We start from the raw sequence: 24,109 nt of genomic DNA on the forward strand, positions 1-24,109 counted from the left end.
AACGGCAATCAGGCGCATGCCGGCAGTCCCCTTTGTCGCAATTGGCTTTCAGCCCCGATACACTAGGCCTATAGCGTCGTGTCACTCAAGTCCCTGAATCCAGACGGATATGCCGACCTGGAGGGACCGCTGCTAGGGAGTGCACCGCAGCCAGTACAGGGGAAGCCGTTGATGGAAAGGCGTTTGGATCGTGATTTCGCCATGGTTGCTGGCATCGCACTGGTGACATGCCTGCTGCTCGGCTGGGTCCAGAACACGGTAGGGGTCATCGCCGTTGCCGGTGGGCAGGGATGGGATGGGTCGGTATTCGTTCGCGTCATCCACGAGATTGTGACCGGCGCCTACAGCAATTCCGACCCGTATCGTGCGATTCGTACGGTCGCGTTTCCGGCCATCTATTACATCGAATACTTCCGCCCGGAAGCGAACATTGTCAACGCGCAGCGCAACGTCAATATTCTGTCGATGGTTGCTTCAATCTGCATGCTTTATACCTCGGCGCGCCTGAAAAGCGTTGCACGCAGCACTGCGGTGGTGACGGTTGCCACGTTCTTTGCCGCGTGGTGTGTGCTCGTTGTTCCGGTGTTTACGCCGGTACTGACCGACCATCTGGCGATCTTCACCTCCAGTCTCTCGTTGCTGCTGTGGGCTGCCGACCGCAAGCGCGGGCTCTACGTGATCGTGCTGGCCTGCGTCTGGGTCATGCCGTCTGCGGCACTGATTCCGTTGGCATTGCTGGCCATGAAGGACGAGCCAGGCGATACGCGGTGGCCGCCGGTGCCGGTGCGCATCAACGTGGCCTGCCTTCTTGCATCCCTCGCCATTTGTGCTGCGGTCTATATGTGGAAGGGGCCCGCGTTGCTGGAAGGTGTGGATACCCATGTATTCGATTTTCCGAGAAACCCGGACGGGGAGTTGACCGGCAGCCTGCGATTGCTGCCGGTAAGCATCATCGTGGTGATTGCCATGGTGTTTCTCTGCGTGCGTTCAGCGGTGCTGTTCCTGACAAGCCACATCAGGCACGTGGATGCCAAGCGCGTCGTGGTCGGTTTGCTGGTCGCACTGGCATCATTCGCCGTCATGCGCCTGCTCATCGATTTCGACAAGGGCTTCTCCGCGGGCCAGCTGTTCAACAACATGACCAAGCAGGCGCTGTCAGCGCCGCTCAAGACATGGGCAGCGCACGCAGCGTATTTCGGTCCGGCGGTGCTGGTGACGTACTACTTTGTCGCGTTCCGCAGGACCGTGCTGCCGGCGCCTGTGTTGTTGTGCCTGGTTGGCTTCATGCCGCTGCTCGCATTGGGGTCGGAAACGCGACAGTGGATCGCTGTGCTGCCCGTGGTGATGCTTGCGCTGTGTTTCCTTCCGCTGTCCATGCGTACCCGCCTTGCATTGATGCTGTTCTCGGTCTGCATGTTCTGGGGCGTCTGGACACTCAACGACGAGGTCACGCAGGCGGTGGTAACCAATGTAGGCCTGCAGCATCCGCTCTGGAACAGCTACATGGGGCGCGTCGGTCCGTGGATGACCATGGGGGTCTATCGTTACTGGCTCGTGCTGGCGACCCTGATGATGATTGCCCTCTATCTGGTTGAAGTACTGCCCCGCCGCCTGTCCCGCCGCGTGCGCGGCTAGGCGGGCCGTCGCCGATGCAAATAACCCCGGCATTGCCGGGGCTATTTGCAAGGGGAAACACACGCAGGCTGGCTGGGCCTCATTCGCCCTGCAGCAGGCGAGACAGTTCGGCGGTGCGTGCCTGCAGCAGTTCCTGGTCGCCACGCGTTTCGACGTTCAGGCGCAACAGCGGCTCGGTGTTGGAGCTGCGCAGGTTGAAGCGCCACTGGCCGAAGTCGGCACTGATGCCATCGGTGTGATCCAATGCCGGCGATTGCGCGGCGTAGTGGTCCATCACGCGTGCCACCGCTGCCTTGGCATCGATCACCTTGAAGTTGATCTCGCCGCTGCACGGGAATTTCTGCATGCGTGCCTCGACCAGATCGGCCAACGAGCGGCCGGATTCGGAGACCAGCGCGGCGATCAACAACCAGGGAATCATGCCCGAGTCGGCGTAGGCGAACTCGCGGAAGTAATGGTGCGCGCTCATCTCGCCGCCATACACGGCGTTTTCGCTGCGCATCTTCTCCTTGATGAAGGCATGGCCGCTCTTGCACAGCACCGGCTGGCCGCCGGCCTGCTCGACCATCTCCACGGTATTCCAAGTCAGGCGCGGATCGTGCACGATCTTGCCGCCCGGGTTGCGCGCCAAGGCTGCCTGCGCCAGCAGGCCGACCAGGTAATAGCCTTCGATGAAGCGGCCATTGTGGTCGAAGAAGAAGCAGCGGTCGAAGTCGCCGTCCCAGGCGATGCCGAAGTCCGCGCCATGCTCGCGCACGGCCTGTGCGGTGAGTTCGCGGTTTTCCTGCAGCAGCGGGTTGGGAATGCCGTTCGGGAAGCTTCCATCCGGCTCATGCGCGATGCGTACGAACTCGAACGGCAGGTGTGGCGCCAGCAGGTCCACGATGGTGCCGGCGCCGCCGTTGCCGGCGTTGACCACCAGCTTCAGCGGCTTCAATGCGGCGCGGTCGACATAGCCCAGCAGGTGCTCGATGTAGGCGCTCTTGTCCGGATGCGACTGGATGCCGGCGCGCGGCTCCGCGGCAGGCGCGGTATCGGCCTCCACGGCGTCGGAGATGGCGAACAGGCCGGTGTCCGAACTGATCGGACGGGCCTGCTGCTTGACCAGCTTCATGCCGTTGTAGTCCATCGGGTTGTGACTGGCCGTGACCATCACGCCTCCGGCGGCGTTGAGGTGGTCCACCTGGAAGTAGACCTCTTCCGTGCCGCACAGCCCGATGTCCAGCACCTCGCGGCCGGCACCGCGCAGCCCGGCGGCCAGTGCGTCCTGCAGGGCGGGGCTGGTCAGGCGCACGTCATGGCCAACGACCACGGTGCCCGGTTCCAGCTGCGCGGCCAGCGCCACGCCGATCCGGCGCGCCAGGTCTTCGTTCAGCTCGTCCGGCACCCGGCCGCGGATGTCGTATGCCTTGAATGCGGGGAGGGTCATCGTCAGTCCTTCAGGAAGTCAGCGGCCTAGTCTAGCGGCTGCCATGTATGGGATTCGTTTTCATGCCGCAACGCCCCGTGACCGGCGGCAATCAGCCGTTTCCGGCAGTACGCCTCGTCCTGGCCCGCTTGGGCGCCACGCCCGGCAACGGTGCCAGCAGCGCGTCCAGATCCGCGTCGTTGAAGCGTGGTCCGCTGCTTCCGCCACCCTCCAGGATGGCGTCGGCCAGCGCCGCCTTGCGTTGCTGCAGCTCGGCAATCCGCTCCTCGATGCTGTCGGCGGCAATCAGGCCGTCATTCCGGTATCGAGTGCCGAATATCCGACCCCTGCCCGCCGCCCGGCATGGTCGGTGCTGGACAACGTCAAACTACAACACGATTTCGGTATTGCGCTGCCTGCCTGGCAGGAAGGGCTGTCCAGCGTCATGGCGCAGATCCCCATCACGTGATCGTCCGTCTGCTGTGGATGGAGTTCTTCGCATACAATCGCGCTCTATTGGAGGAGGACGCCGGTACGGGGCCGCGTCTTGCCAAGGGTGAATGCCCAGCCCGTTACTGTCCCGAATGGCGAGAACTGCATTGAAATTCGCTCACGACCAGCAACGCGTACTGGTGACCGGCGGTGCCGGATTTCTGGGTTCGCATCTGTGCGATCGCCTTGTCGAGGCGGGCCATGATGTGCTTTGCCTTGATAATTTCTATACCGGTAGCAAAGCGAACGTCGAAGGTCTGCTGGGGCACCCACGTTTTGAGTTGATGCGCCATGACGTGACCTTCCCGCTTTATGTGGAAGTGGACCGAATCTTCAATCTGGCATGTCCGGCTTCGCCCATCCATTACCAGCAAGATCCCGTACAGACCACCAAGACCAGCGTGCATGGCGCAATCAATATGTTGGGTCTGGCCAAGCGGGTGCGAGCGCGTATCCTCCAGGCCAGCACCAGCGAGGTCTATGGTGATCCGGAGATCCATCCGCAGGTCGAAGGCTACTGGGGGCGCGTCAACCCGATCGGTATCCGCAGCTGCTATGACGAGGGCAAGCGCTGTGCGGAGACGCTCTTCTTCGACTATTGGCGCCAGCATCAGCTGGAGATCAAGGTCATGCGCATCTTCAATACCTATGGCCCGCGCATGCACCCCAACGATGGGCGTGTGGTCAGCAATTTCATCGTACAGGCGCTCCAGGGCGACCCGCTGACCATCTATGGTGATGGCAGCCAGACCCGTAGCTTCTGCTACGTGGACGATCTCATTGAGGGCATGCTGAGGCTGATGGAGACGCCGGCGGAGTTCACCGGCCCGATCAATATCGGCAATCCGGCCGAGTACACCATGTTGCAGTTGGCCGAGACCGTATTGCGACTGGTAGGTGGGAACTCGAAGATCATCTTCCAGCCGCTGCCATCTGACGATCCACGTCAACGCCAACCAGACATCAGCTTGGCCAAGACCCACCTGGACTGGGAACCCACGGTTTCCCTGGACGATGGCCTGCAGGAGACCATTGCCTATTTCCGTCATCGGTTAAGGGCGTGAGGTGGGGATGATGCGAACGGTAGTGGTCATGCCGGTTTATGAGGATCTGGAAGCCTCCTCGCGGCTTTTCATGGAACTCGCGCGTACCCAGGCGGCGGATACCTATGTCATCGCCGTCGATGATGGCTCCGTTCGGCAACCGCTGACCGCCTCAGCCATCGAGGCCTCCGGTTTGGAAGGCGTTGTGATTAAGCTGCGCCGTAATGTGGGCCATCAGCGGGCCATTGCCATCGGCTTGAGTTACGCCGCCGAGCACTTCGGTAACGACGTCATCGTGGTCGTAATGGACTCCGACGGTGAAGACATGCCGCAGACCATTGCCGAGCTCGTGGCTGGTCTGGACGCTGACGATGTCGACGTGGTCGTTGCAGCGCGTCGTAGCCGTGTCGAGTCGCTGCGTTTCAAGAGCTTCTACATCGTTTACAAGCTCCTTTTTTCGGTGCTGAGCGGTCGCAGGATCAGTTTCGGAAACTTCATGGCAGCCAAGATGTCGGGGGTGCGGCGGATGGCCGCGATGCCTGAAATGTGGATTCACGTGGCTGCCAGTGTGCTGGCGTCCAAGCTGCGTGTGCAGAGCTGCGCGCTTGATCGCGGGCCGCGGTACGCCGGTCGCAGCAAGATGAACTTCGTCGGTCTGGCACTTCATGGTTTCCGTGCCCTTATGGTTTTCGCTGAAGACGTCCTGGTACGTGTCGGCATCGCCTGCACGATCGTTGCGGCACTTTCGGTGACGGGTGGCTTTATTGCCATCGCATTGAAGATGCTCGGATTTGCCACGCCAGGTTGGTTTTCGCTGGCATTCGGCATCCTGGTGCTGGTGTTCCTTCAGACCGCTGCGCTCACGCTGATCATCCTGATGCTATCGGGCATGATGCGCGGTGGCGGCGTACTTGGCTTGGGTAGTTATCGTGAGTACGTTGAAGAGGTCCAGCATGCCGCCCTCCGCAGCGCGTGATGCGCTCGGCGGTCAGCTGCTCCGCTACCTGATCAACGGCCTGGTCGCCACGGCCATCCACTATGGCGTTCTGTGGTTCAACATCGAGGTGTTGCATTTGCCGTTGGCGGGCGTGGCGAACGCGATCGCTGCGGTCTTCGGTATCGCCGTTTCGTTCTTGGGCAGCCGTTACTTCGTGTTCCGGGGCAGCGAAGGCAGTGTCACCAGGCAGGGTGCCTTGTTTTTGATGGTGTATGTCGGCATCGCCATGCTGCACGCCTTGGTCATGTATGCCTGGACCGACCGTCTTGGCCACGACTACCGCGTTGGTTTTCTGCTGGCCACGGCACTGCAGATGGCCTTCAGTTTCCTCGCCAACAAATTCCTGGTGTTCAAGTGAACAAATACCTGCGAGCCTTCCTTGCCACGTTGGCGTTCATCGCCGGACTTCTGCTGATCTACTACCTGCACATGCGCTACTTCCGCGTGGACGTGGTGCTTTATGCCAGCATCTTTGATGCAGGTGTCGCTTTGGTGGTCGTCCTGGGTGGCGTCTATGTACTGGGATGGTTCCGCGACTTCAGCAGGCTCGAGTTGATTCAACTGGCGCTGATCTGGTTGCTGGGAGGGTATGTGTTCGCGATCTCGGTGCCGACCGTGATTGATCGTTCGCTGTCGTTCTACATCCTGGAGAAGCTCCAGCAACGTGGAGGGGGTATCCGCGATGATGCGTTTCGCCAAGTTTTTACTGACGAGTATGTGCGCGAGCACCATCTGGTTGAGGTTCGCCTGACCGAGCAGCTGCAGTCGGGCACCATTGAGATCAAAGATGGCTGCGTAAAGCTGACGGCCCGGGGAGAGCGGCTTGCTTCGTTCAGCCGTTTTTACCGACAGAACCTGCTGCCGACCCACCGGCTGTTGATGGGGCAGTACACCGATGCGTTGACTGATCCGTTCCGCGGTAGCCAGATGCCTTACGACTATCGCTGCCAGTGACACGTCGGGATAGGCGATGAGCAGTAGTAGACCGCGGGCGGCAAACCCTGTGCCTCATGAAGACCGTGTATGGGGTTGGAGGGAGACTGTGCTGCTGTGATAGGTATCTGGCTGGTGCCGTCGGCGGCAGCGCAGATTCGTCCGGTGTCCGGTATTCTACTGATCCGCCACGGAGGGCAGATGCGCGCAGCGCGCGGCTCCCGTCGCTCCGCCCCCTCTGCCCGCTGCCCCTCATGGACATGACTCCCTCACCTCCCGTCACCCGGTTTTCCCGCGGTCGCCTGATAGGTGCACTGCTCATCGCACTGCTCATCGCCGGAACGCTGGCCAATGCCGCGCGAAAGTCTGATTTCGATGTCGCGTTGCTGCGCGATGCCTTCGTCGCCGATGCCGGCATCAATGCGTCGCTGCCGCAGGAGGTGGTTGACGCCCGTGCACTGTTGCAGAGGCATCCGCTGGACGAGGGAAGTGTGCTTTCACTGGGACAGGGGCTGAGGGACGATACGTTGCTGCAGCAGCGCATGTGGGAAGCGCTGTTCCCCCAACGGTTCAGCGATGCCGACGCCCGTATGCGGATTCTGAGGGCAGCCGATCCTGTGGCAGCGACCTGCGCGCTCATCGAAAGGAGTGGGGATGTCATCCTTGTCGACTGCGCCTGATCTTTCTGGCCGTGCGGCACTTGGCATGCTTGCCAGCGCGCTGCTGTGCTATGGCGCCGCAGCGCTGGGCTTGATGGGCTGGCCGCTGGTGGTCCTGTTCGCGGCCTTCCTCGGCTGTGGACTGCTTTCCCTTGCTGCGCTGCGCGACGGACGCGTCGCCATTGTCATGTCGATCGTTGCCGTGTTGGTGGTGATCTCATTGGGCAGCCCCGGGGATGACTGGGACCCGCGCTCGATCTGGCTGTTCCATGCCAAGCGCATCTATCTGGAGGGCACACTGTATGCCCAGCTGGATGACTATGCGCCGTGGAGCCACAATGACTATCCTGTGCTGGTTCCGCTTCTCATGGCATCAGCGGCGAAACTGGTCGGACAGTGGAATGAGTTGTTCCCCAAGGCCATTGCTCCCCTGTTGCTGTTGCCGGCACTGCTGCTGATCGGGTCGAGCCTGCGTTCGCGGCAGTGGCTCGCGCTGTTTGTGCTGGGTCTGCTGTTGGTGGGCGGGGAGATGCTTGTCAACGGTTACCTGGACGTCGCGGTCGCAGTGTATGCGGTTGCCGCGCTGGCCACGGCCATGCGGTTGCGGGAGGCGCGAGGCGCACCGCGTGGGGTCGACCTGCTTGCTTTCGCGCTGGTGATCGCAGTGCTGTCGCTCCTGAAGAACGAGGGCGTGGTCGTCGCAGGCGTTGTGGTCGGCTTTGTGTTGTTTGAAGCATTGGTGCGGGAGCGGCGTCTGTACTGGAAGGTGGCACTTGCTTTCGTCGTCGCGGTGCTGCCGCTGCTGGCATGGATGTTTGCTGTCAGCAGCGCCGGGGTCGGCAACGATCTGGCCACGACCGACATGAAGGCGCAGGCCTGGGCCCGGCTGAGCGAGCAGGGGGGAAGCGCGCTGATTCTCAAGCGGCTGCTGGTACCTGAGTGGGTGCTGCTGCCGTTGCTCGTGATGGCCGTGATGTGGCGGCGCAGCGTGCGGCAGCCGACCGTGGTCGTTGCGATCCTGGCGGCGCTGGTCTATGGCGTCGTTCTGTACTTGGTGTATCTGGGCACGCCGCATGACCTGAACTGGCACCTGCGCACCAGTGTCAGCCGTACCCTGATGCCGGTGATGCTGTTGCTGGTGTATGCCTTGGTCGTGCTGATGGACCGACGCACGGCCCAGAACAGGTCGGGGTCGGTGGCCTGACCGGGCGCGATGACGGCCTGGTGCTGCAGGTCGTCACTGCACTGCTCAAGCTTGATGCTGCGCCGCATCCCAGCGGATGTCCAACGTGCCGCTAGAATGCGGGTACCTTTATCGTTTGGGTAGCAGAGCAATGGACAAGTCCAGTTCGGGCGGCAAGCGTTACGCCAGCGCAGCCGCGGCGCTGCAGGGCGCTGTCGCCGATGGTCAGACCCTGGCGGTCGGCGGGTTCGGCCTATGCGGTATCCCCGAAGCACTGATCGCCGCGCTGCGCGATACCGGTGCCAAGGATCTGACCGTGATCTCCAACAATGCGGGCGTCGATGGCTTTGGCCTCGGCCAGCTGCTGACCACCCGCCAGATCCGGAAAATGATCTCGTCCTATGTGGGTGAGAACAAGGAATTCGAACGCCAGTACCTGGCCGGTGAGCTCGAACTGGAGTTCAACCCGCAGGGCACCCTGGCCGAGCGGTTGCGCGCCGGTGGCGCCGGCATCCCGGCGTTCTTCACTGCCACCGGCTACGGCACGGTGGTGGCCGAGGGCAAGGAAACCCGCCAGTTCGACGGCAAGCACTATGTGATGGAGACCGCGCTGCGCGCGGACATCGCACTGGTCAAGGCGTGGAAGGCCGACGAGGCCGGCAACCTGGTGTTCCGCAAGACTGCGCGCAACTTCAACCCGGCCTGCGCGATGGCCGGCAAGCTGTGCATCGTGGAAGTGGAGGAGCTGGTGCCGGTGGGCAGCATCGATCCGGATCAGGTGCATCTGCCGGGCATCTACGTGCACCGCATCGTGCACAACCCGCATCCCGAGAAGCGTATCGAACAGCGAACCGTGCGCCAGGAGGCGAACTGAGATGGCCTGGACCCGCGATGAAATGGCACAACGCGCCGCGCGCGAACTGACCGACGGCGCCTACGTGAACCTGGGCATCGGCCTGCCGACCCTGGTGGCCAACCACATTCCCGACGGCGTGGATGTGTGGCTTCAGTCCGAGAATGGTCTGCTGGGCATCGGTCCGTTCCCGACCGAGGCCGAGGTCGACGCAGACCTGATCAATGCCGGCAAGCAGACGGTGACCGCACGCGCGGGCGCCAGCTACTTCGGCAGCCACGACAGCTTCGCGATGATCCGAGGCGGCCACATCAATCTGGCCATCCTCGGCGCGATGCAGGTCACCGACAAGGGCGACCTGGCCAACTGGATGGTGCCGGGCAAGATGGTCAAGGGCATGGGCGGGGCGATGGATCTGGTCGCCGGCGTGCAGCGCGTGGTGGTGCTGATGGAGCACACCGCAAAGAGCGGCGAGCACAAGATTCTGCCCGAGTGCAATCTGCCGCTTACCGGCGTGGGCGTGGTCGATCGCATCATCACCGACCTGGCCGTGTTCGATGTCACCGACAAGGGCTTGGTGCTGGTCGAGTCTGCTCCGGGTGTGGGCATTGATGAGTTGAAGGAAAAGACCGGCGTGGCGTTCGGCCAGGCCTGATCGCTGTCGCCAGCGTGGTATCCGTTCAACGGGCACCATGCTGGCTCCTTAGGGAAGGCCATGGACCTGCATCTGCGCGACGCTGAAGTGAGTTGGCACCGCCACTGGCTGCCCCACGCCGCCGCCGACACCCTCCAGCGCGCCCTCCGCGACGACGTCCCGTGGGAGGTGCACAAGATCCGCATGTTCGGCCGCCAGGTCGATTCCCCGCGGCTGAGCTGCTGGATGGGCGACCCGGCTGCGCGCTACCGCTATTCCGGTACCGAATTCGTGCCGCAGCCCTGGCATCCGGCGCTGCTGCCGCTGCGCGATCAGCTGGCGACCTTCTGTGGCCACGCGTTCAACAGCGTGCTGCTCAACCGCTACCGCGATGGCGATGATGGGATGGGCTGGCACAGCGACAACGAACCCGAACTGGGGCCGGCCCCGGTGATCGCGTCACTGACTCTGGGCGCGGCGCGGCGGTTCCTGCTGCGGCGTCGGGACGACCATGCGAAGAAGGCCGAGGTGTTGCTCGACCATGGCGATCTGCTGGTGATGGGCGGGCAGACCCAGCGCCTTTACCAGCATTCCCTGCCCAAGAGCGCCCGGCCGCTGGCCGAGCGCCTCAATATCACGTTCCGCTGGATCAACGCACCCGGGTAGGGGTGACCGCACTGCGGGCGTGATCCTGCTCACCGGTGACCAGCGTCCAGCCCACCACGTTCGTGGTCAGCGTCTGCAGCCCCTGTTCCAGCGCGGTGGTGACCTGGGCGACGTCGGTGCTGCCGACCGGGTTTTCCTGGCGGAAGGTGCGGTCGGCGACCACGCGCTGGTCGATCACGTGAATCAGCTTGGCGTTGACCTCGATCAGCGCGGTCGGCGTGGCCTGGCCGCGGTAGTCGGCTTCGAAGCGACGCACGTCCATCGCCAGTTTGTAGTCGGCGCGGATGCCGGTGGTGACGCGGGCGACGCCGTTGATACGGCCCGAGTCCTCGAAGCCGCGCACCAGCGCGTCATCGAGCATGTCGGTGGCCGGCTGGGCCCAGCTCACGCCCTTGTAGACCTCCAGTTCGGAGGGGGTCGGGCGCACGTTGATGCGCGGGCTGTCGACCACGCGCGCGGCGCTGGGCTTGACCAGTACCAGCTGCCAGTCAACGGTCGGCCAGCTCGGGTCAGCCTGGATGCGGACCACGGGCGAATAGATGGTCACCGCACTGCGTTCGTTGCTGCCCAGCAGCGAGCAGCCGCCGAGCGCGGCGATCAGGGCGATCGGCAGCAGGGGCCGGAAGAAGGTCGGGCGGCTCATTTGGGTTCGAACTCCTTGGGTGCGTCACGGCCGAGCAGGTAGCGTGCCGGGTTGTTGTCCAGGCGGTCGCTGACCCGGCGCAGGTCGCGGATCAGGCCGCGCAGCTCGGTCAGGGTCGGGCCGAGCTGGGCCAGGCCATCGTTGGCGAAGCTGTTGATCGCGGCGCGGTTCTCGCCAAGGATCGAGTCGGCGTTGCCGGCGGCCGAGTCCAGCTTGCTCAGCGTGGTCTCCAGCTTGTCCAGGATCGGCGGCAGCTGCTGCACCAGGTTCTTGTCCAGGCGCTGGATGGTGCCGTTGGTGCTCTTCAGGGTGACATCCAGGCTGCGCGCGGCATCGCGCGCGCTGAGCAGCAGCGCCTGGGTGCCCTGGTCACGGTCGGCCAGGCCGCCGCTGATGGTTTCCAGATTGGCCAGGGTCGCGTTGATGCTGGCCACGTTGCGGTCGCTGAGCACCTGGTCCATGCGCTCGACGATGCGGTTGGCTACATCGGTGATGTTCTGCAGCGCCGACGGGGTGGTCGGGATGATCGGGGCCGGGTCCTTGTTGACGGCGGTCAGCGCGGGGGACTGGGGCGTACCACCGCTGAGCTGGATGATCGACGGGCCGGTCAGGCTGGTGATCGCCAGCTTGGCGCGGGTGTCGGTCTTGACCGGGGTATTGGAGTTCAGGCGGATCCGCGCGACGACCTGGCGCGGATCGTCCGGTACCAGGTTCAACTCGGTGATCGAGCCGACCGCGATGCCGTTGTACTGCACCGGGCTGCCCACCGACAGGCCGGTGACGGCCTCGCGGAAGACCACGCGGTACTCGGTCCAGGTGCGGTCTGAAGAGTACTTGGCGGCCCACAGGCCGAAGGCCAGCAGCGCCAGGCCCACTATCAGGGTGAAGGCGCCGATCAGGACGTAATTGGCTTTGGTTTCCATGGCTTACTCGCTCTCGTGCTTTGCATCGCGCGCAGCACGCGCGCGCGGTCCGTGGAAGTACTCCTGGATCCACGGGTGGTCCAGTTGTTCGATCTCGTGCAGCGGGGCATTGGCGATGACTTTCCTGTCGGCCAGCACCGCCACCCGGTCACAGATCGCATACAGCGTGTCCAGATCATGTGTGATCAGGAAGACAGTCAGGCCCAGCGCTTCCTGCAGGGTCTTGATCAGGCGGTCGAAGGCGGCCGCGCCGATCGGGTCCAGCCCGGCGGTGGGCTCATCCAGGAACAGCAGCGGCGGGTCCAGCGCCAGCGCCCGGGCCAGGCCAGCGCGTTTGCGCATGCCGCCGGACAACTGCGAGGGCAGCTTGTTGATCGCATCGGCCGGCAGGCCGGCCAGCTTGACCTTGAGCAGGGCCAGTTCGTAATGCCAGCGCTCGGGCAGCTCGCCGTGATGTTCCTTCAGCGGCACCTGCACGTTCTCGCCCACGGTCAGCGAGGAGAACAGCGCACCATCCTGGAACAACACGCCGGTGTTGCGTTCGATATGCAGGCGGTTGGCCGGATCGCTGGAGCGGGCATCGACGCCCAGCACCTCGATCTGGCCATCGTCCGGCGTGCGCAGGCCGAGGATGCTGCGCATCAACACCGATTTGCCGGTCCCCGAGCCGCCGACCACGCCGAGAATCTCACCGCGGCGCACATCCAGGTCCAGCCCGTCGTGCACCACCTGGGCGCCGAAACGGTTGGTCAGCCCACGCACGCGGATCAGCAGCTCACCGTCATCGGTGGCGGCGTCATCGCGGTCAGGGGCCGGGGCGGTGTCGTTGATCATCGGTTACCAGCCCATCTTCATGAACCACAGCGCGGCGAACGCGTCGAGGATGATCACCAGCGAAATGGCCTGCACCACGCTGGAGGTGGTGCGCTCGCCGACCGACTGCGCGGTGCCTTCGACCTTCAGGCCTTCCAGGCAGCCGATCAGGCCGATCACCAGCGCGAACACCGGCGCCTTGGACAGGCCCACCAGCATGTTGCGTACTTCCATGGTGTCGTGCATCCGCGCGATGTACATCTGCGGCGGGATATCCAGATCGAACGCGCCCACGGTGATGCCACCGGCCAGGCCGGCGACCATGGCAATGAAGGTCAGCAGCGGCAGGGTGATCAGCAGGGCGATCAACCGCGGCAGCACCAGCAGATCGACCGGGTCCAGGCCCAGCGTCTTCATCGCGTCGATTTCTTCGCGCGCCTTCATCGCACCGATCTGCGCGGTGAACGCACTGGCGGTGCGGCCGGCCAGCACGATGGCGGTCAACAGCACGGCGAACTCGCGCAGGAAGGCGATGCTGACCAGTTCGACCACATAGATCTCGGCGCCGAAGTCGCGCAGGATCGTCGAGCCGAGGAAGGCGATCACCGCGCCCACCAGATAGGACAGCAGGGCCACCAGCGGCACCGCATCCAGGCCGACCTGTTCCATCTGGGCCACGGTGGCGGTGAGACGGAAGCGGCGCGGCTCCTTGATCAGGCGCGCACCCTTGACCAGGTTCTCGCCCAGGAAACTGGCCAGGGCCACGATGTTGTGGCCCATGCCATGCACGCTGACACCCAGCCGTTCCAGTGCGGCCAGCACACCGAAGTCGCGCTTGGCCTTGGGCCGGTCGTCGGCGACTTCCTCGATGGTCGAGACCAGCGCACGATGCTCCTCGCGGAACGTCACCGCGTCTTCGCCGAGATCGGCGCGGTGGGCCACGCGCAGCAACTGCAGCACGCCGGCCGAGTCGAGCGCGGTGATCCCGCTGGCATCCAGACCGGTCACCTTCTCCGGAAGGCCACGCAGCACTTCGGCCGCGTCCAGCGCGGTGCGTAAAGTCCAATGACCAGACAACCGGATCAGACCGGGGTCTTGGGCATCCTGCTCGAGATGGGGGGCTTGGTCTGAGGTCATGTAGGCGTCCTGCACGCAGCATAACCTGTCCGGGTGCATGGCTCGCGTATGCGCCGGACGGGGCTGAACGCGTCGCTCGGCCACACCGGGGGCGCCATGCCGCGATGCGATGACACCGGGATTCTTCAGGCCGGGGCGTGTTCGGGTAATACTACGCCGCATGTCTGCCGACGCCCCCACCATCGTTGCACCACCGGCCACCTACGCACAGCGCGTGGCCTTCGTTTCGGAAATGGCCGGGCGCCTGCACAGCTATGGCACCACCGCGCAGCGGCTGGAAGCGGCCGTGGTCGCGCTGGCGCAGCGTCTGGACCTGGATTGTGAGCCGTGGTCGAACCCGACCGGCCTGATCCTGAGTTTCAGCGACCCTACCAAGGCGATCGGTTCATCGGACATCACCCGCGTGATCCGGCTGGCCCCGGGCGAGAACGACCTGCATAAACTCAGCATCGCCGATCAGATCACTGATGCGGTGGCCAATGGCACCATGAGCATCGCGCAGGGCCACACCGCGCTGCGCCAGCTGGACAAGGATCCGGGCCGCTGGGGCAAGATCCGCACCATTCTTTCCTACAGCCTGGGCGCGGCAGGCGTGGCCGGCCTGTGGAAGCTGCCGTGGCTGGACATCGCCACCGCCGGCGTGATCGGCCTGCTGATCGGCGTCATGGGCATGTATACCGACCGCCGCCCGGCCACGCGCGAGGCCAATGAAGCATTGGCGGCGCTGCTGGCCGGCTCGGTGGCGACCCTGGTGGCTTCCTTCATCGGGGCGCTCAACCTCAACACGGTGATCATCGCCTCGCTGGTGGTGCTGCTGCCCGGGATGTCGCTGACCAATGCGGTCAACGAGCTGGCCAGCCAGCACTGGGTCTCCGGCACGGCACGGTTTGCCGGTGCGGTGACCACGATTCTGAAACTGACAGTGGGCGCGGTGATCGCAGTGACGCTGTCGGGCATCGTCGGGCTGGAGCCGCTGGTGCGCGCCTCGCGGCCGCAGGCCGATTGGGTCGAATGGGGCGCGTTGCTGCTGGCCGCGTTCGCGTTCGCGATGTTGTTCAAGGCCAACCGTCGCGATTTTCCGTGGGTGATGGCGGCGGCCGTCGCCGGCTATGCGATCTCCAAATTCGCCGGACAGGCGTGGGGCATCCCGGCCGGCATTTTCATGTCCGCGATGCTGCTCACCGCCGCAGGCAATCTGTTTGGTCGGCTGGCGCAGCGTCCGGGCGCGATCATCCGCTTGCCCGGCATCATCATGCTGGTGCCCGGCAGTACCAGCCTGCGCGGCGTGCTGACCCTGGTCCAGCAGCAGGACATGAGCGCTGGCCAGACCGTGCTGATGACGGTGCTCAACGTGGTGATGGCGCTGGTGGCCGGCCTGCTGTTCGGCAATCTGCTGATCCCGGCGCGCAAGAATCTCTGACGCCCCGATCACCGCGCGCTCGATCAACGGGTACGAAAACGCCGGCGCGAGGCCGGCGTTTTCATGTGCAGCAGTGACTGACCGGCTTACTTCTTGATCAGGAACTCTTCGACCTTCTTGCCCTTGGCGGTATGCGCGGCCAGCCAGCGCGGCTGCTTGCCACGGCCGGTCCAGGTTTCCTTCGGGTTGGCCGGGTTGCGGTACTTCGGGGCGACCTTGCCGAGCTTGCGTACGGCCTTGGCCGGGGCCTTGGTCGCCTTGCTCGCGGCACGGCCACGTGCGGCCGGGGCGGCGCCGCCGAACAGCTCTTCCACCGAATAGCCCTGGGCCTTGGCCAGCTTGGTCAGCTGCGCGCGGACCTTGGTGATCGCCGGACGCTTGGCGACGATGGTCTGCTGCTTCTTGGCGTTCTTGATCAGCGCGCCCAGCTCTTTGGCGGACAGGCCGCTCAGGTCGATACTCATCTACTACTCCGCAATGTATTAAGGACAGGGTGAGCCGGTCCTTGGCATCGGAAACAGCATACATTCTCTTTTGCGAAATACACAAACACGCCGGACATATTGAAACCGGCGGCACCATTGAAAAGGCCGGGATATTGCGCCCGGCCCTGTCATCACTTCGTCAATTTTGCCAGCAGTGCGTCCCGGTCGAGGACCTCCGCTTCGGCCGCGCTGCGCGCGCGGTATTCGAATGTGCCGGCGGCGACGCCGCGCTCGGACACCACGATCCGGTGCGGCACGCCGATCAGTTCCATGTCGGCGAACATCGCGCCCGGGCGCAGGCCGCGATCATCCAGCGCCACATCCAGGCCGGCCGCCTGCAGCTGCGCCAGCAGGTCAGAGGCGGTGGACGACACCGTTTCGTCCTGCTTGGGGTTGATCATGCAGACCACGACCTGCCACGGCGCCATCGCATCCGGCCAGATAATGCCGGCGTCGTCGTGATTCTGTTCGATCGCCGCGGCGACGATGCGCGAAATGCCGATGCCGTAGCAGCCCATCGCCAGCACTGCGGCCTTGCCGTTTTCATCAAGCACGGTCGCATTCAAGGCTTGTGCATATTGGCGGCCGAGCTGGAATACGTGGCCGACTTCGATGCCGCGCGCGACTTTCAGTTCACCGCCATCGGCGGCGCGGTCACCGGCCTTGGCGTTGCGGATATCCGCTACCTCCGGCTCGGGCAGGTCACGGCCCCAGTTGACGCCGGCGATGTGGAAACCGGCTTCATTGGCACCGATGACGAAATCGGCCAGCGCGGCGACGTCACGGTCGGCCACGATGCGGATCGGCTGTGCCGGGTTGAGCGGGCCGAGGAAGCCCGGCTCGCTGCCCAGATGGGTGGCGATCTCCGCCTCGCTGGCCATGCGGTAGCCCTGCAGGCCCTCGACCTTGCCGAGTTTGATTTCATTGACGTCGTGATCGCCGCGCACCAGCGCCAGCACGAAACCGGCCTCGCTCATGATCGCGATCGACTTGACCGTGCGCTCCAGCCCCAGGCCGAGCAGGGCGGCCACGGCCTCGCAGGTTTTCTGCGTGGGTGTATCGAATTTGCGCAGCGCTTCGCTGGCGGCCGGGCGCTCGCCCGGAGCCGCGGCGATGGCCGCTTCCATATTGGCCGCGTAATCCGAGCCGGTGGAAAACACCAGCGCGTCTTCGCCCGAATCGGCGATCACGTGGAATTCCTGCGATGCATCGCCACCGATGGCACCGGAGTCGGCCTGCACCATGCGGAAATCCAGACCCAGGCGGCTGAAGATGCGGCTGTAGGCCGACTTCATGTTCTCGTATTCGCGCACCAGGCACTCATCGTGCAGGTGGAAGGAATAGGCATCCTTCATCAGGAATTCGCGCGAGCGCATCACGCCGAAGCGCGGCCGGATCTCATCGCGGAACTTGGTCTGGATCTGGAAGAAATTGACCGGCAGCTGCTTGTAGCTGGACAGCTCCTGGCGTGCAAAGTCGGCGGCGGCTTCTTCCGCGGTCGGGCTGTAGCAGAACACCTGCTCCTTGCGATCCTTGATCTTCAGCAGCTGCGGGCCGAACTTTTCCCAACGGCCGGTGGCGTCCCACAGTTCCTTGGGCTGGATCGTCGGGATCTGGAATTCCACCGCACCGGCACGCTCCATTTCCTCACGCACGATGCGCTCGACCTTGCGCAGCACGCGCAGTCCCAGCGGCGACCAGGTGTACAGCCCCGAGGCCAGCTTGCGGATCATGCCCGCGCGCAGCATCAAGCGGTGGCTGGTCAGCTCCGCGTCGCTGGGGGTTTCCTTGGTGGTGTGCAGGTGGAACTGGGAGAGGCGCATCGTCGGCTTCGCTGAACGGCAGAAGCCGATATTCTGCCAGTCCGGCCGCCGCGATGGGTGTTGCGGGCAGTTTTGGCCCCTTCACCCGGTTCAGCGGCTCAGGCCTTGGGCGTGCAGTAGGCCTGGATGGCGGCCTCGGCCAGGGTTTTCTGGGCGCTGCGCTGCGCCTCGGTCAGCGCGGTATCGGCCTTGCCGTCACCATCGGTGTCCTGCATGACCTTGCCCGACCCGTTGAGCAGGGTGAGGTTGCCGCGGGCGTCGGTGCAGGCCTTGTTCTCCGCCGGGGCGGCGGCGGTCTCGCGCGGGACCGGGTCGCGGGCCTGGACCTCGCGGGCCTCGTACTTCTGCCCGGCCGGCGGTTTCTCCGAGTACTGGGTCACGCCGTTGGCGTCTTTCCACTTGTAGACGGTGCCGGCGCTGGCCGTGGCACTGGCGAGCAGCAGCAGGGCGGTCAGACGGGACAGGGCACGCATGGCAACTCCGGGAACGGGGCAGAACCGCGATTGCAGCACCCCGGGGCAGGTGCTGGCAAGCTAAACTCCCCGCATGGATCAGATGAAACCCCCGCCGCGCTCGCGCAGCATTTACCTGCTGCCCAACCTGTTCACCACCGCAGGCCTGTTCGCCGGCTTCTACGCGATCATCGCCGCGGCCAACGGCGACTTCGTCAATGCCGCCATCGCGGTGTTCGTCGCGGCGGTCATGGATGGCCTGGACGGCCGCGTGGCCCGCCTGACCGGCACCAGCAGCGAATTCGGAGTGCAGTACGACTCGCTGGCCGACCTGGTCAGCTTCGGCATGGCCCCGGCCCTGGTGATGTACCACTGGTCGCTGTCGTGGCTGAAATTCGACGATCCGGTGCTTGGCCGGGTGGGCTGGGCGGTCGCCTTCCTCTACGCCGCCTGCGCCGCGCTGCGCCTGGCCCGCTTCAATACCCAGGTCACCGTGGTCGACAAGCGCTGGTTCATCGGCCTGGCGAGCCCGGCCGCGGCCGGCCTGATGATGTCCTTCGTCTGGGCCTTCGCCGATGGCAACCTCGGCTGGGACGGCAACCAGCTGCGCTATGTCGCCCTGGGCGTGACCCTGGTGTCGGCGCTGCTGATGGTCAGCCGGATCCGCTTCTGGAGCTTCAAGGGCAGTGGCGAGCGGGGGCCGCGCGCCGACCGCGTGCCGTTCCTGGCGCTGGCCCTGGTACCGATCGCCATCGCGATCATGGTCATTGATCTGCCGCGCGTGCTGTTCGCGGTGGGCGTGGTGTATGCCTTGTCCGGCCCGTGTTACTGGGTGTGGCAGCGCACCCGCAAGACGGTCGAGCCGAACGCGTGAGCGGGCAGGCGCTGCCGCCATTGTGGTCGCCGGCGCAGCAGTCCTGGCTGCAGGCGATGGGGTATACGGTGTTCGTCGACGGCAGTGTCGAGCCGGAGGCCGCTGCGGTACCTGACGTCCAGCTCAGCGCGGCGCCGCTCGCCGAGTCGGCCGCGCCCGTGCGCCAGTCGCGGCCGGCACCGGCGATGGATGCGCCCGCACCGGTGCGCCGAAGCGCGCCGCGCACGGTCGAAGAAGGCGCGCCGGCGCCCGTCCCGGCGGCCACGCCGGCACGCGCAGGCGGAGGCCGCCGCGCCGCAGTGCGGATGCCCGATCGCCTGCAGATCGCCCTGTTGCGCGCCTCCGGCTGCAACCCGGCCGAGCCGGACACCCAGGCCTTGATGGCCAGCTGGAACCTGGATGACCTGCGCAGCAGTGCCGCCGCCAAGCGCGCGTTGTGGCCGCAGCTGCGCGCCCTGCGCAAGCGGGGCCGCCCGTGAGCGCGGTGAGCTCGCCGCGGCCGTTGTCGTTGCGCGCGCTGCGCGAAAGCGACCTCAATGCGGTGATGGCCATCGAGGTGCGCGGTTACCCGTACCCGTGGACCCGCGGCATCTTCCAGGACTGCCTGCGTGCCGGTTATCCCGGCCTGGCGATGGAAGAGGATGGCCTGCTGATGGGCTATGGCCTGCTCAGCATCGCCGCCGATGAAGCGCATATCCTCAACATCTGCGTGGACCCGCTGTGCCAATCGCGCGGCCACGGCCGCTACCTGCTGCGCGCGCTGGTGAAGCTGGCGCGTGACCACGGTGCGCACCGGGTGTTCCTGGAAGTGCGCCCGTCCAATACCTCGGCGGTGGCGCTGTACCACAGCGAAGGGTTCAACGAGATCGGCCGCCGGCCGCGCTATTACCCTGCCCGCGACGGGCGCGAGGATGCGCTGGTGATGGCCATCGAGCTGGTCGACGACGACATCCAGGTGATGCCGCCGCTCTGACAGCGTGGTGTAGAGCCACCCATGGGGGGGCTCTACGCCATCCGCAGCACTATCGCCCCGAGCACGATCAGGCCGGCGGCGATCCAGCGTTGGCGGGTAACGCGTTCGCGCAGGAGCCAGGCCGAGATCAGGATGCCGAACAGGATCGAGGTTTCGCGCAGTGCGGCGATCATCGCGATCGGCGCGACCGTCATGGCCCACAGCGCCAGCCCGTAGGAGACCAGCGTGCCGATGCCGCCGGTGATGCCGTAGCCCCAGTTGCGGCGCGCATAGTCACGCAGCGCGCTGGCGCGTGTGCACAACGCCCACAGTGGCAAAGGCAGGCCGGAAAGCAGGAACAGCCACAACGTGTAGCTCACCGCGGCGCCGGAGTGACGAGCGCCCCAACCATCGACCAAGGTGTAGGTGGCGATGACACCGGCATTGAGCAGCGGCAGCCACAGATGCTGGCGCGAGGTGCCGCGGGTCATGCACAGGATGCCCAGGCAGATCAGCCCGATGCCGGCCCACGCGATCCATGCCAGGCGCTCACCCAGAAACAGCGTGCTGATCAGCGCGACCAGGATCGGCGCGCAGCCGCGCATCAGCGGGTAGGACGCGCTCATGTCGGTCAATTGGTAAGTACGCGCGACAAGCACGTAATACCCGGTTTGGAGCAGGGTCGAGGCAGCCAGCCATGGCCAGCTCTGCGCGGCGGGTGTGGGCACGAACGGCAGCGCGATCGCGGCGATCACCGCCGCCGAGCCGGTGACCAGGATCGTGGTCAACAGCGTGTCGGTGCCGCGTTTGACGATCGCGTTCCAGCTGGCATGCAGCAGGGCGGCGAACAGCACGATGCAGAAGAGGGACAGCGACATCGTGTCGGCGGTCATTCAATCCGTGGACGAACCCGCATCATGCCGCAGATGGGCAGGCATCGGGCCCGTAACCGCGCGGGCGGGCCCTGCCTACGTTATCGGCCCAGGGTAGAGCCACCCCATGGGTGGCTACACGCCATCCCGCCCCGGAAGGCAGCCACCCATGGCGTGGCTCTACCCGTGCGCTTACAGCTTCGCGCGCTGCGACCGCAGACCGTCCAACTGGGCGGTCCATTCGACCAGCCGCACGCGCTCCTGCTCGACCACGGCCGCCGGCACCTTGTCGGTGAACTTGGCCAGCTTGGTCCCGCTCTTTTCCTTCTCCGATTCGACCCGGGCGATTTCCTTGTCCAAGCGCGCGCGTTCGGCACCCAGATCGACCAGGCCCTCCAGCGGCACCAGCAAGGTGAGATCGCCCACGATCGCAGCCGCCGCCGGCGGCGTGTCACTGCCGTTGGCCAGCCACTCGATGCGCTCCAGCTTGAGCAGGAACGACAGCGAGGAAGTGAAGCGGGTCATGCGCGCACGATCATCGTCGTTGCCACCCTGCAGCAGCAGCGGCACCAGCTTGGACGGCGGCACGTTCAACTCGCTGCGCACGCGGCGCAGCGCGTTGACCATCGACTTCAGCCATTCCACGTCGGCTTCGGCGCGGGTGAAATCACCCGCGAATTCCTCGGCAGTCGGGTACGGACGCAGCGAGACGGTGTCGTCGGTGATGCCCAGGCGCGGGGCGACCTGGCGCCACAGCTGCTCGGTCACGAACGGGGTCAGCGGGTGCAGCAGGCGCAGCAGCGCTTCGAGCACGTACAGCAGGGTGTGGCGGGTGCTGTTGGCATCGTCGGCGTCGGCACCGTTGAGGGCCGGCTTGGTCAGTTCCAGGAACCAGTCGCAGAACTCGTTCCAGGCAAATTCGTACAGGCACTGCGCCAGCAGATCGAAGCGGTAGTTGGCGTAATGCGTCTGCGCTTCGGCCGAGACCGCGGCCAGGCGCGCGAGAATCCAGCGCTCGGCATCGGTGCGCGGCTGCGGCACGCCGGTGAAGCTGCTGCCCTCAGTGTTCATCAGGGTGAAGCGGCTGGCGTTCCACAGCTTGTTGCAGAAGTTCTTGTAGCCCTCGGCACGGTTCATGTCGAACTTGATATCGCGGCCGTGGGTGGCCAGCGCGGCGATGGTGAAGCGCAGCGCATCGGCACCGTGGGCGATGATGCCCTCGGGGAATTCGCGGCGCGTCGCCTTCTCGATCTTCGGCGCGTCCTTGGGCTTCATCAGGCCGGTGGTGCGCTTGGCCACCAGGTCCTCGATGGAGATGCCGTCGATGATGTCCAGCGGATCCAGCACGTTGCCTTTGGACTTGGACATCTTCTGGCCCTGCGCATCGCGGATCAGGCCGGTGATGTAGACGTCCTTGAACGGAATCTTCCCGGTGAAGCTGTCGGTGGCCATGATCATGCGGGCCACCCAGAAGAAGATGATGTCGAACCCGGTGATCAGCACCGACGACGGCAGGTAGCGCTCGAAACCGCGCGCGTCCATTGCCTGCTCGTTCGGCCAGCCCAGCGTGGAGAACGGCCACAGCTGCGAGGAGAACCAGGTCTCCAGCACGTCGCTGTCCTGGTGCAGGGCGAGGTCGGCGGCGAGGGTGTTCTTCGCGCGCGCCTCGGCTTCATCACGGCCGACATAGCAGTTGCCCGCGTCGTCGAACCACGCCGGAATGCGGTGGCCCCACCACAGCTGGCGGCTGATGCACCAATCCTGGATGTTCTCCATCCAGTGGCGGTAGGTGTTGATCCAGTTGGCCGGGACGAACTGGATGCTGCCGTTCTCGACCAGCTCCAGGCCGCGCTTGGCCAGCACGTCCATCTTCACGAACCACTGGTCGGTCAGGTACGGCTCGATCACCTGCTGGGTGCGATCGCCACGCGGCACCTGCAGCTTGTGCGCCTTGGTCTCCACCAGGATGCCCAGGTCTTCCAGCTCGGCCAGGATCACCTTGCGCGCTTCGTAACGGTCCAGCCCGCGGTACTTCTCCGGGGCGTTGTCGTTGATCGCCGCCACCGGGGTGAACAGGTTGATCATCGGCAGGTTGTGGCGCAGGCCGACCTGGTAATCGTTGAAATCGTGCGCGGGGGTGACCTTGACCACGCCGGTACCGAACTCGCGGTCGACGTAATCATCGGCGATCACCGGGATCTCGCGATCGGTCAGCGGCAGCTTCACCATTTTGCCGATCAGGTGCGCATAGCGCTCGTCTTCCGGGTGCACCATCACGGCGGTGTCGCCGAGCATGGTTTCCGGGCGGGTGGTGGCCACGGTCAGCGTGCCGCTGCCGTCGGCCAGCGGATAGCTGATCGACCACAGGAAGCCGTCTTCCTCCACGCTCTCCACTTCCAGATCGGAGATAGCGGTCTTCAGCACCGGATCCCAGTTGACCAGGCGCTGGCCACGGTAGATCAGGCCCTGCTCGTGCCAGCGCACGAACGCCTCGACCACCGCTTCGGACGGCTGCGGGTCCATGGTGAAGGTGCTGCGCGACCAGTCGCTGGAGGTGCCCAGGCGGCGCATCTGGCGCTCGATGGTGTCACCGGACTGCGCCTTCCACTCCCACACCTTCTCGATGAAGCCGTCGCGGCCCAGCGAATCGCGGGTCTCACCGGTGTTGGCCAGGGCCAGGTTGCGCGACACCACCATCTCGGTGGCGATGCCGGCGTGGTCGGTGCCGACCTGCCACAACGTGTCGTAGCCGCGCATCCGGTGGTAGCGCACCAGTGCATCCATCAGGGTCTGCTGGAAGGCATGGCCCATGTGCAGCGTGCCGGTCACGTTCGGCGGCGGCAGCAGGATGGTGTACGGCTCGCCCTTGCCGGACGGCTTGAAATGGCCGGCCTTCTCCCACGCGTCGTACAGCGCGGTTTCAAAGGTTTTCGGGTCGTAGCTGGAGGCGAGTTGGGTCATGCGGGAACCAGGATCGAATACGGAAGGTGGGGGTGCCGGAAGCTCAGCGCCCTAGGGCGCGGCGGATCTTCTGGTCGGTATGGAACTGTGAGACCGCGTAGGCGGCCCAGATCGCGGCGGGCAGCCAGCCGATCAGCGTGATCTGCAGGATCAGGCAGAGGATGCCTGCGATCGGGCGGCCGATGGTGAAGAAGGCGAACCAGGGAAAGATCAGGGCGATCAACAGGCGCATCAAGGGTCTCCGGGGGCGG

Annotated in this window: 24 protein-coding genes and 2 pseudogenes; 15 read left to right on the top strand and 11 right to left on the bottom strand. The window is 65.0% G+C overall.

Going from position 1 to position 24,109, the window contains the following annotated elements; genetic code table 11:
• Nucleotides 1–171 precede the first annotated feature (171 nt).
• A complete protein-coding gene (locus ACWV8V_RS16260) occupies nt 172–1,635 on the top strand; it encodes a hypothetical protein (RefSeq protein WP_259261769.1) in 1,464 nt (487 codons plus the stop codon).
• 79 nt (nt 1,636–1,714) lie between these two features.
• Here ACWV8V_RS16260 and ACWV8V_RS16265 read toward each other — a convergent pair whose 3' ends face one another.
• Entirely contained in the window at nt 1,715–3,064 is a 1,350-nt protein-coding gene (locus ACWV8V_RS16265) for a phosphohexomutase domain-containing protein (RefSeq protein WP_259261770.1), read from the bottom strand.
• 307 nt (nt 3,065–3,371) lie between these two features.
• Between ACWV8V_RS16265 and ACWV8V_RS16270 the strand changes: the two are divergent.
• The 10 genes and pseudogenes from ACWV8V_RS16270 to ACWV8V_RS16315 all read left to right on the top strand — a co-directional run.
• Nucleotides 3,372–3,512, top strand: a pseudogene (locus ACWV8V_RS16270) (sugar nucleotide-binding protein); the annotation flags it as partial.
• Between the two features lie 115 nt (nt 3,513–3,627).
• Complete coding sequence (locus tag ACWV8V_RS16275; protein ID WP_259261771.1) at nt 3,628–4,599, top strand: UDP-glucuronic acid decarboxylase family protein; 972 nt, start codon at nt 3,628–3,630, stop codon at nt 4,597–4,599.
• Between the two features lie 10 nt (nt 4,600–4,609).
• Nucleotides 4,610–5,554 (top strand): glycosyltransferase, encoded by a 945-nt coding sequence (locus ACWV8V_RS16280; RefSeq protein WP_259261772.1) that lies wholly within the window; start codon nt 4,610–4,612, stop codon nt 5,552–5,554.
• A complete protein-coding gene (locus tag ACWV8V_RS16285; protein WP_259261773.1) occupies nt 5,532–5,933 on the top strand; it encodes a GtrA family protein in 402 nt (133 codons plus the stop codon). Before ACWV8V_RS16280 ends, ACWV8V_RS16285 begins: the two co-directional genes overlap by 23 nt.
• Nucleotides 5,930–6,529 carry a hypothetical protein gene (locus ACWV8V_RS16290; RefSeq protein ID WP_259261774.1) on the top strand — a complete coding sequence of 200 codons (600 nt, stop codon included), beginning with the start codon at nt 5,930–5,932 and terminating at the stop codon, nt 6,527–6,529. The genes ACWV8V_RS16285 and ACWV8V_RS16290 overlap by 4 nt, the downstream gene beginning before the upstream one ends.
• 233 nt (nt 6,530–6,762) lie before the next feature.
• On the top strand, nt 6,763–7,188 hold the full coding sequence (locus tag ACWV8V_RS16295) for a hypothetical protein (RefSeq protein WP_455900225.1): 426 nt from the start codon (nt 6,763–6,765) through the stop codon (nt 7,186–7,188).
• Nucleotides 7,163–8,371 carry a hypothetical protein gene (locus ACWV8V_RS16300; protein ID WP_455900226.1) on the top strand — a complete coding sequence of 403 codons (1,209 nt, stop codon included), beginning with the start codon at nt 7,163–7,165 and terminating at the stop codon, nt 8,369–8,371. Before ACWV8V_RS16295 ends, ACWV8V_RS16300 begins: the two co-directional genes overlap by 26 nt.
• 130 nt (nt 8,372–8,501) lie before the next feature.
• Complete coding sequence (locus tag ACWV8V_RS16305) at nt 8,502–9,224, top strand: CoA transferase subunit A (RefSeq protein WP_455900227.1); 723 nt, start codon at nt 8,502–8,504, stop codon at nt 9,222–9,224.
• Between the two features lies 1 nt (nt 9,225).
• Entirely contained in the window at nt 9,226–9,858 is a 633-nt protein-coding gene (locus ACWV8V_RS16310; protein ID WP_259261778.1) for a CoA transferase subunit B, read from the top strand.
• A 60-nt stretch (nt 9,859–9,918) separates the two neighbouring features.
• A complete protein-coding gene (locus ACWV8V_RS16315) occupies nt 9,919–10,503 on the top strand; it encodes an alpha-ketoglutarate-dependent dioxygenase AlkB family protein (RefSeq protein WP_455900228.1) in 585 nt (194 codons plus the stop codon).
• Here the strand turns inward: ACWV8V_RS16315 and ACWV8V_RS16320 are convergent.
• Genes ACWV8V_RS16320 through ACWV8V_RS16335 form a run of 4 tightly spaced genes read right to left on the bottom strand, consistent with a single transcriptional unit; the run spans nt 10,487 to nt 14,058 of the window.
• On the bottom strand, nt 10,487–11,146 hold the full coding sequence (locus ACWV8V_RS16320) for an ABC-type transport auxiliary lipoprotein family protein (RefSeq protein ID WP_455900229.1): 660 nt from the start codon (nt 11,144–11,146) through the stop codon (nt 10,487–10,489). The genes ACWV8V_RS16315 and ACWV8V_RS16320 overlap by 17 nt on opposite strands.
• The gene (locus ACWV8V_RS16325; RefSeq protein ID WP_019182569.1) at nt 11,143–12,069 is read right to left on the bottom strand and encodes an MlaD family protein; all 927 of its coding nucleotides are present in this window, start codon (nt 12,067–12,069) and stop codon (nt 11,143–11,145) included. The genes ACWV8V_RS16320 and ACWV8V_RS16325 overlap by 4 nt, the downstream gene beginning before the upstream one ends.
• Before the next feature lie 3 nt (nt 12,070–12,072).
• A complete protein-coding gene (locus ACWV8V_RS16330) occupies nt 12,073–12,903 on the bottom strand; it encodes an ABC transporter ATP-binding protein (protein WP_455900230.1) in 831 nt (276 codons plus the stop codon).
• 3 nt (nt 12,904–12,906) lie between these two features.
• Nucleotides 12,907–14,058, bottom strand: coding sequence for an MlaE family lipid ABC transporter permease subunit (locus ACWV8V_RS16335; RefSeq protein ID WP_455900231.1), 1,152 nt, complete (start codon nt 14,056–14,058; stop codon nt 12,907–12,909).
• Between the two features lie 121 nt (nt 14,059–14,179).
• On the opposite strand from ACWV8V_RS16335, the gene ACWV8V_RS16340 reads away from it, so the two are divergent.
• On the top strand, nt 14,180–15,439 hold the full coding sequence (locus ACWV8V_RS16340) for a threonine/serine exporter family protein (protein WP_088432072.1): 1,260 nt from the start codon (nt 14,180–14,182) through the stop codon (nt 15,437–15,439).
• Between the two features lie 89 nt (nt 15,440–15,528).
• Here ACWV8V_RS16340 and ACWV8V_RS16345 read toward each other — a convergent pair.
• From ACWV8V_RS16345 to ACWV8V_RS16355, 3 genes and pseudogenes are all read right to left on the bottom strand, one after another.
• Nucleotides 15,529–15,903: pseudogene (locus ACWV8V_RS16345) on the bottom strand (H-NS histone family protein); the annotation flags it as partial.
• Nucleotides 15,904–16,055: 152 nt separating this feature from the next.
• Nucleotides 16,056–17,747, bottom strand: a complete 1,692-nt coding sequence (locus ACWV8V_RS16350) for a proline--tRNA ligase (protein ID WP_455900232.1) — start codon at nt 17,745–17,747, stop codon at nt 16,056–16,058.
• Nucleotides 17,748–17,845: 98 nt separating this feature from the next.
• A complete protein-coding gene (locus ACWV8V_RS16355; RefSeq protein WP_346467311.1) occupies nt 17,846–18,220 on the bottom strand; it encodes a DUF4124 domain-containing protein in 375 nt (124 codons plus the stop codon).
• Between the two features lie 73 nt (nt 18,221–18,293).
• Between ACWV8V_RS16355 and pssA the strand changes: the two genes are divergently transcribed.
• From pssA to rimI, 3 genes are read left to right on the top strand one after another with little or no spacing between them, the layout of a single operon-like run.
• Complete coding sequence (pssA, locus tag ACWV8V_RS16360; protein WP_346467312.1) at nt 18,294–19,073, top strand: CDP-diacylglycerol--serine O-phosphatidyltransferase; 780 nt, start codon at nt 18,294–18,296, stop codon at nt 19,071–19,073.
• Nucleotides 19,070–19,552, top strand: coding sequence for a hypothetical protein (locus ACWV8V_RS16365; RefSeq protein WP_259261786.1), 483 nt, complete (start codon nt 19,070–19,072; stop codon nt 19,550–19,552). Before pssA ends, ACWV8V_RS16365 begins: the two co-directional genes overlap by 4 nt.
• The gene (gene rimI, locus ACWV8V_RS16370) at nt 19,549–20,046 is read left to right on the top strand and encodes a ribosomal protein S18-alanine N-acetyltransferase (RefSeq protein WP_121042847.1); all 498 of its coding nucleotides are present in this window, start codon (nt 19,549–19,551) and stop codon (nt 20,044–20,046) included. The genes ACWV8V_RS16365 and rimI overlap by 4 nt, the downstream gene beginning before the upstream one ends.
• Before the next feature lie 32 nt (nt 20,047–20,078).
• On the opposite strand, the gene ACWV8V_RS16375 is transcribed toward rimI, so the two are convergent.
• The 3 genes from ACWV8V_RS16375 to ACWV8V_RS16385 form a co-directional block, all read right to left on the bottom strand.
• The gene (locus tag ACWV8V_RS16375; RefSeq protein ID WP_455900233.1) at nt 20,079–20,903 is read right to left on the bottom strand and encodes an EamA family transporter; all 825 of its coding nucleotides are present in this window, start codon (nt 20,901–20,903) and stop codon (nt 20,079–20,081) included.
• Nucleotides 20,904–21,089: 186 nt separating this feature from the next.
• Nucleotides 21,090–23,858 carry a valine--tRNA ligase gene (locus tag ACWV8V_RS16380; protein ID WP_455900234.1) on the bottom strand — a complete coding sequence of 923 codons (2,769 nt, stop codon included), beginning with the start codon at nt 23,856–23,858 and terminating at the stop codon, nt 21,090–21,092.
• A gap of 43 nt (nt 23,859–23,901) precedes the next feature.
• The gene (locus tag ACWV8V_RS16385; protein ID WP_088432079.1) at nt 23,902–24,090 is read right to left on the bottom strand and encodes a YqaE/Pmp3 family membrane protein; all 189 of its coding nucleotides are present in this window, start codon (nt 24,088–24,090) and stop codon (nt 23,902–23,904) included.
• Nucleotides 24,091–24,109: the final 19 nt, after the last annotated feature.

This window comes from Stenotrophomonas sp. Ker107b (assembly GCF_053847245.1).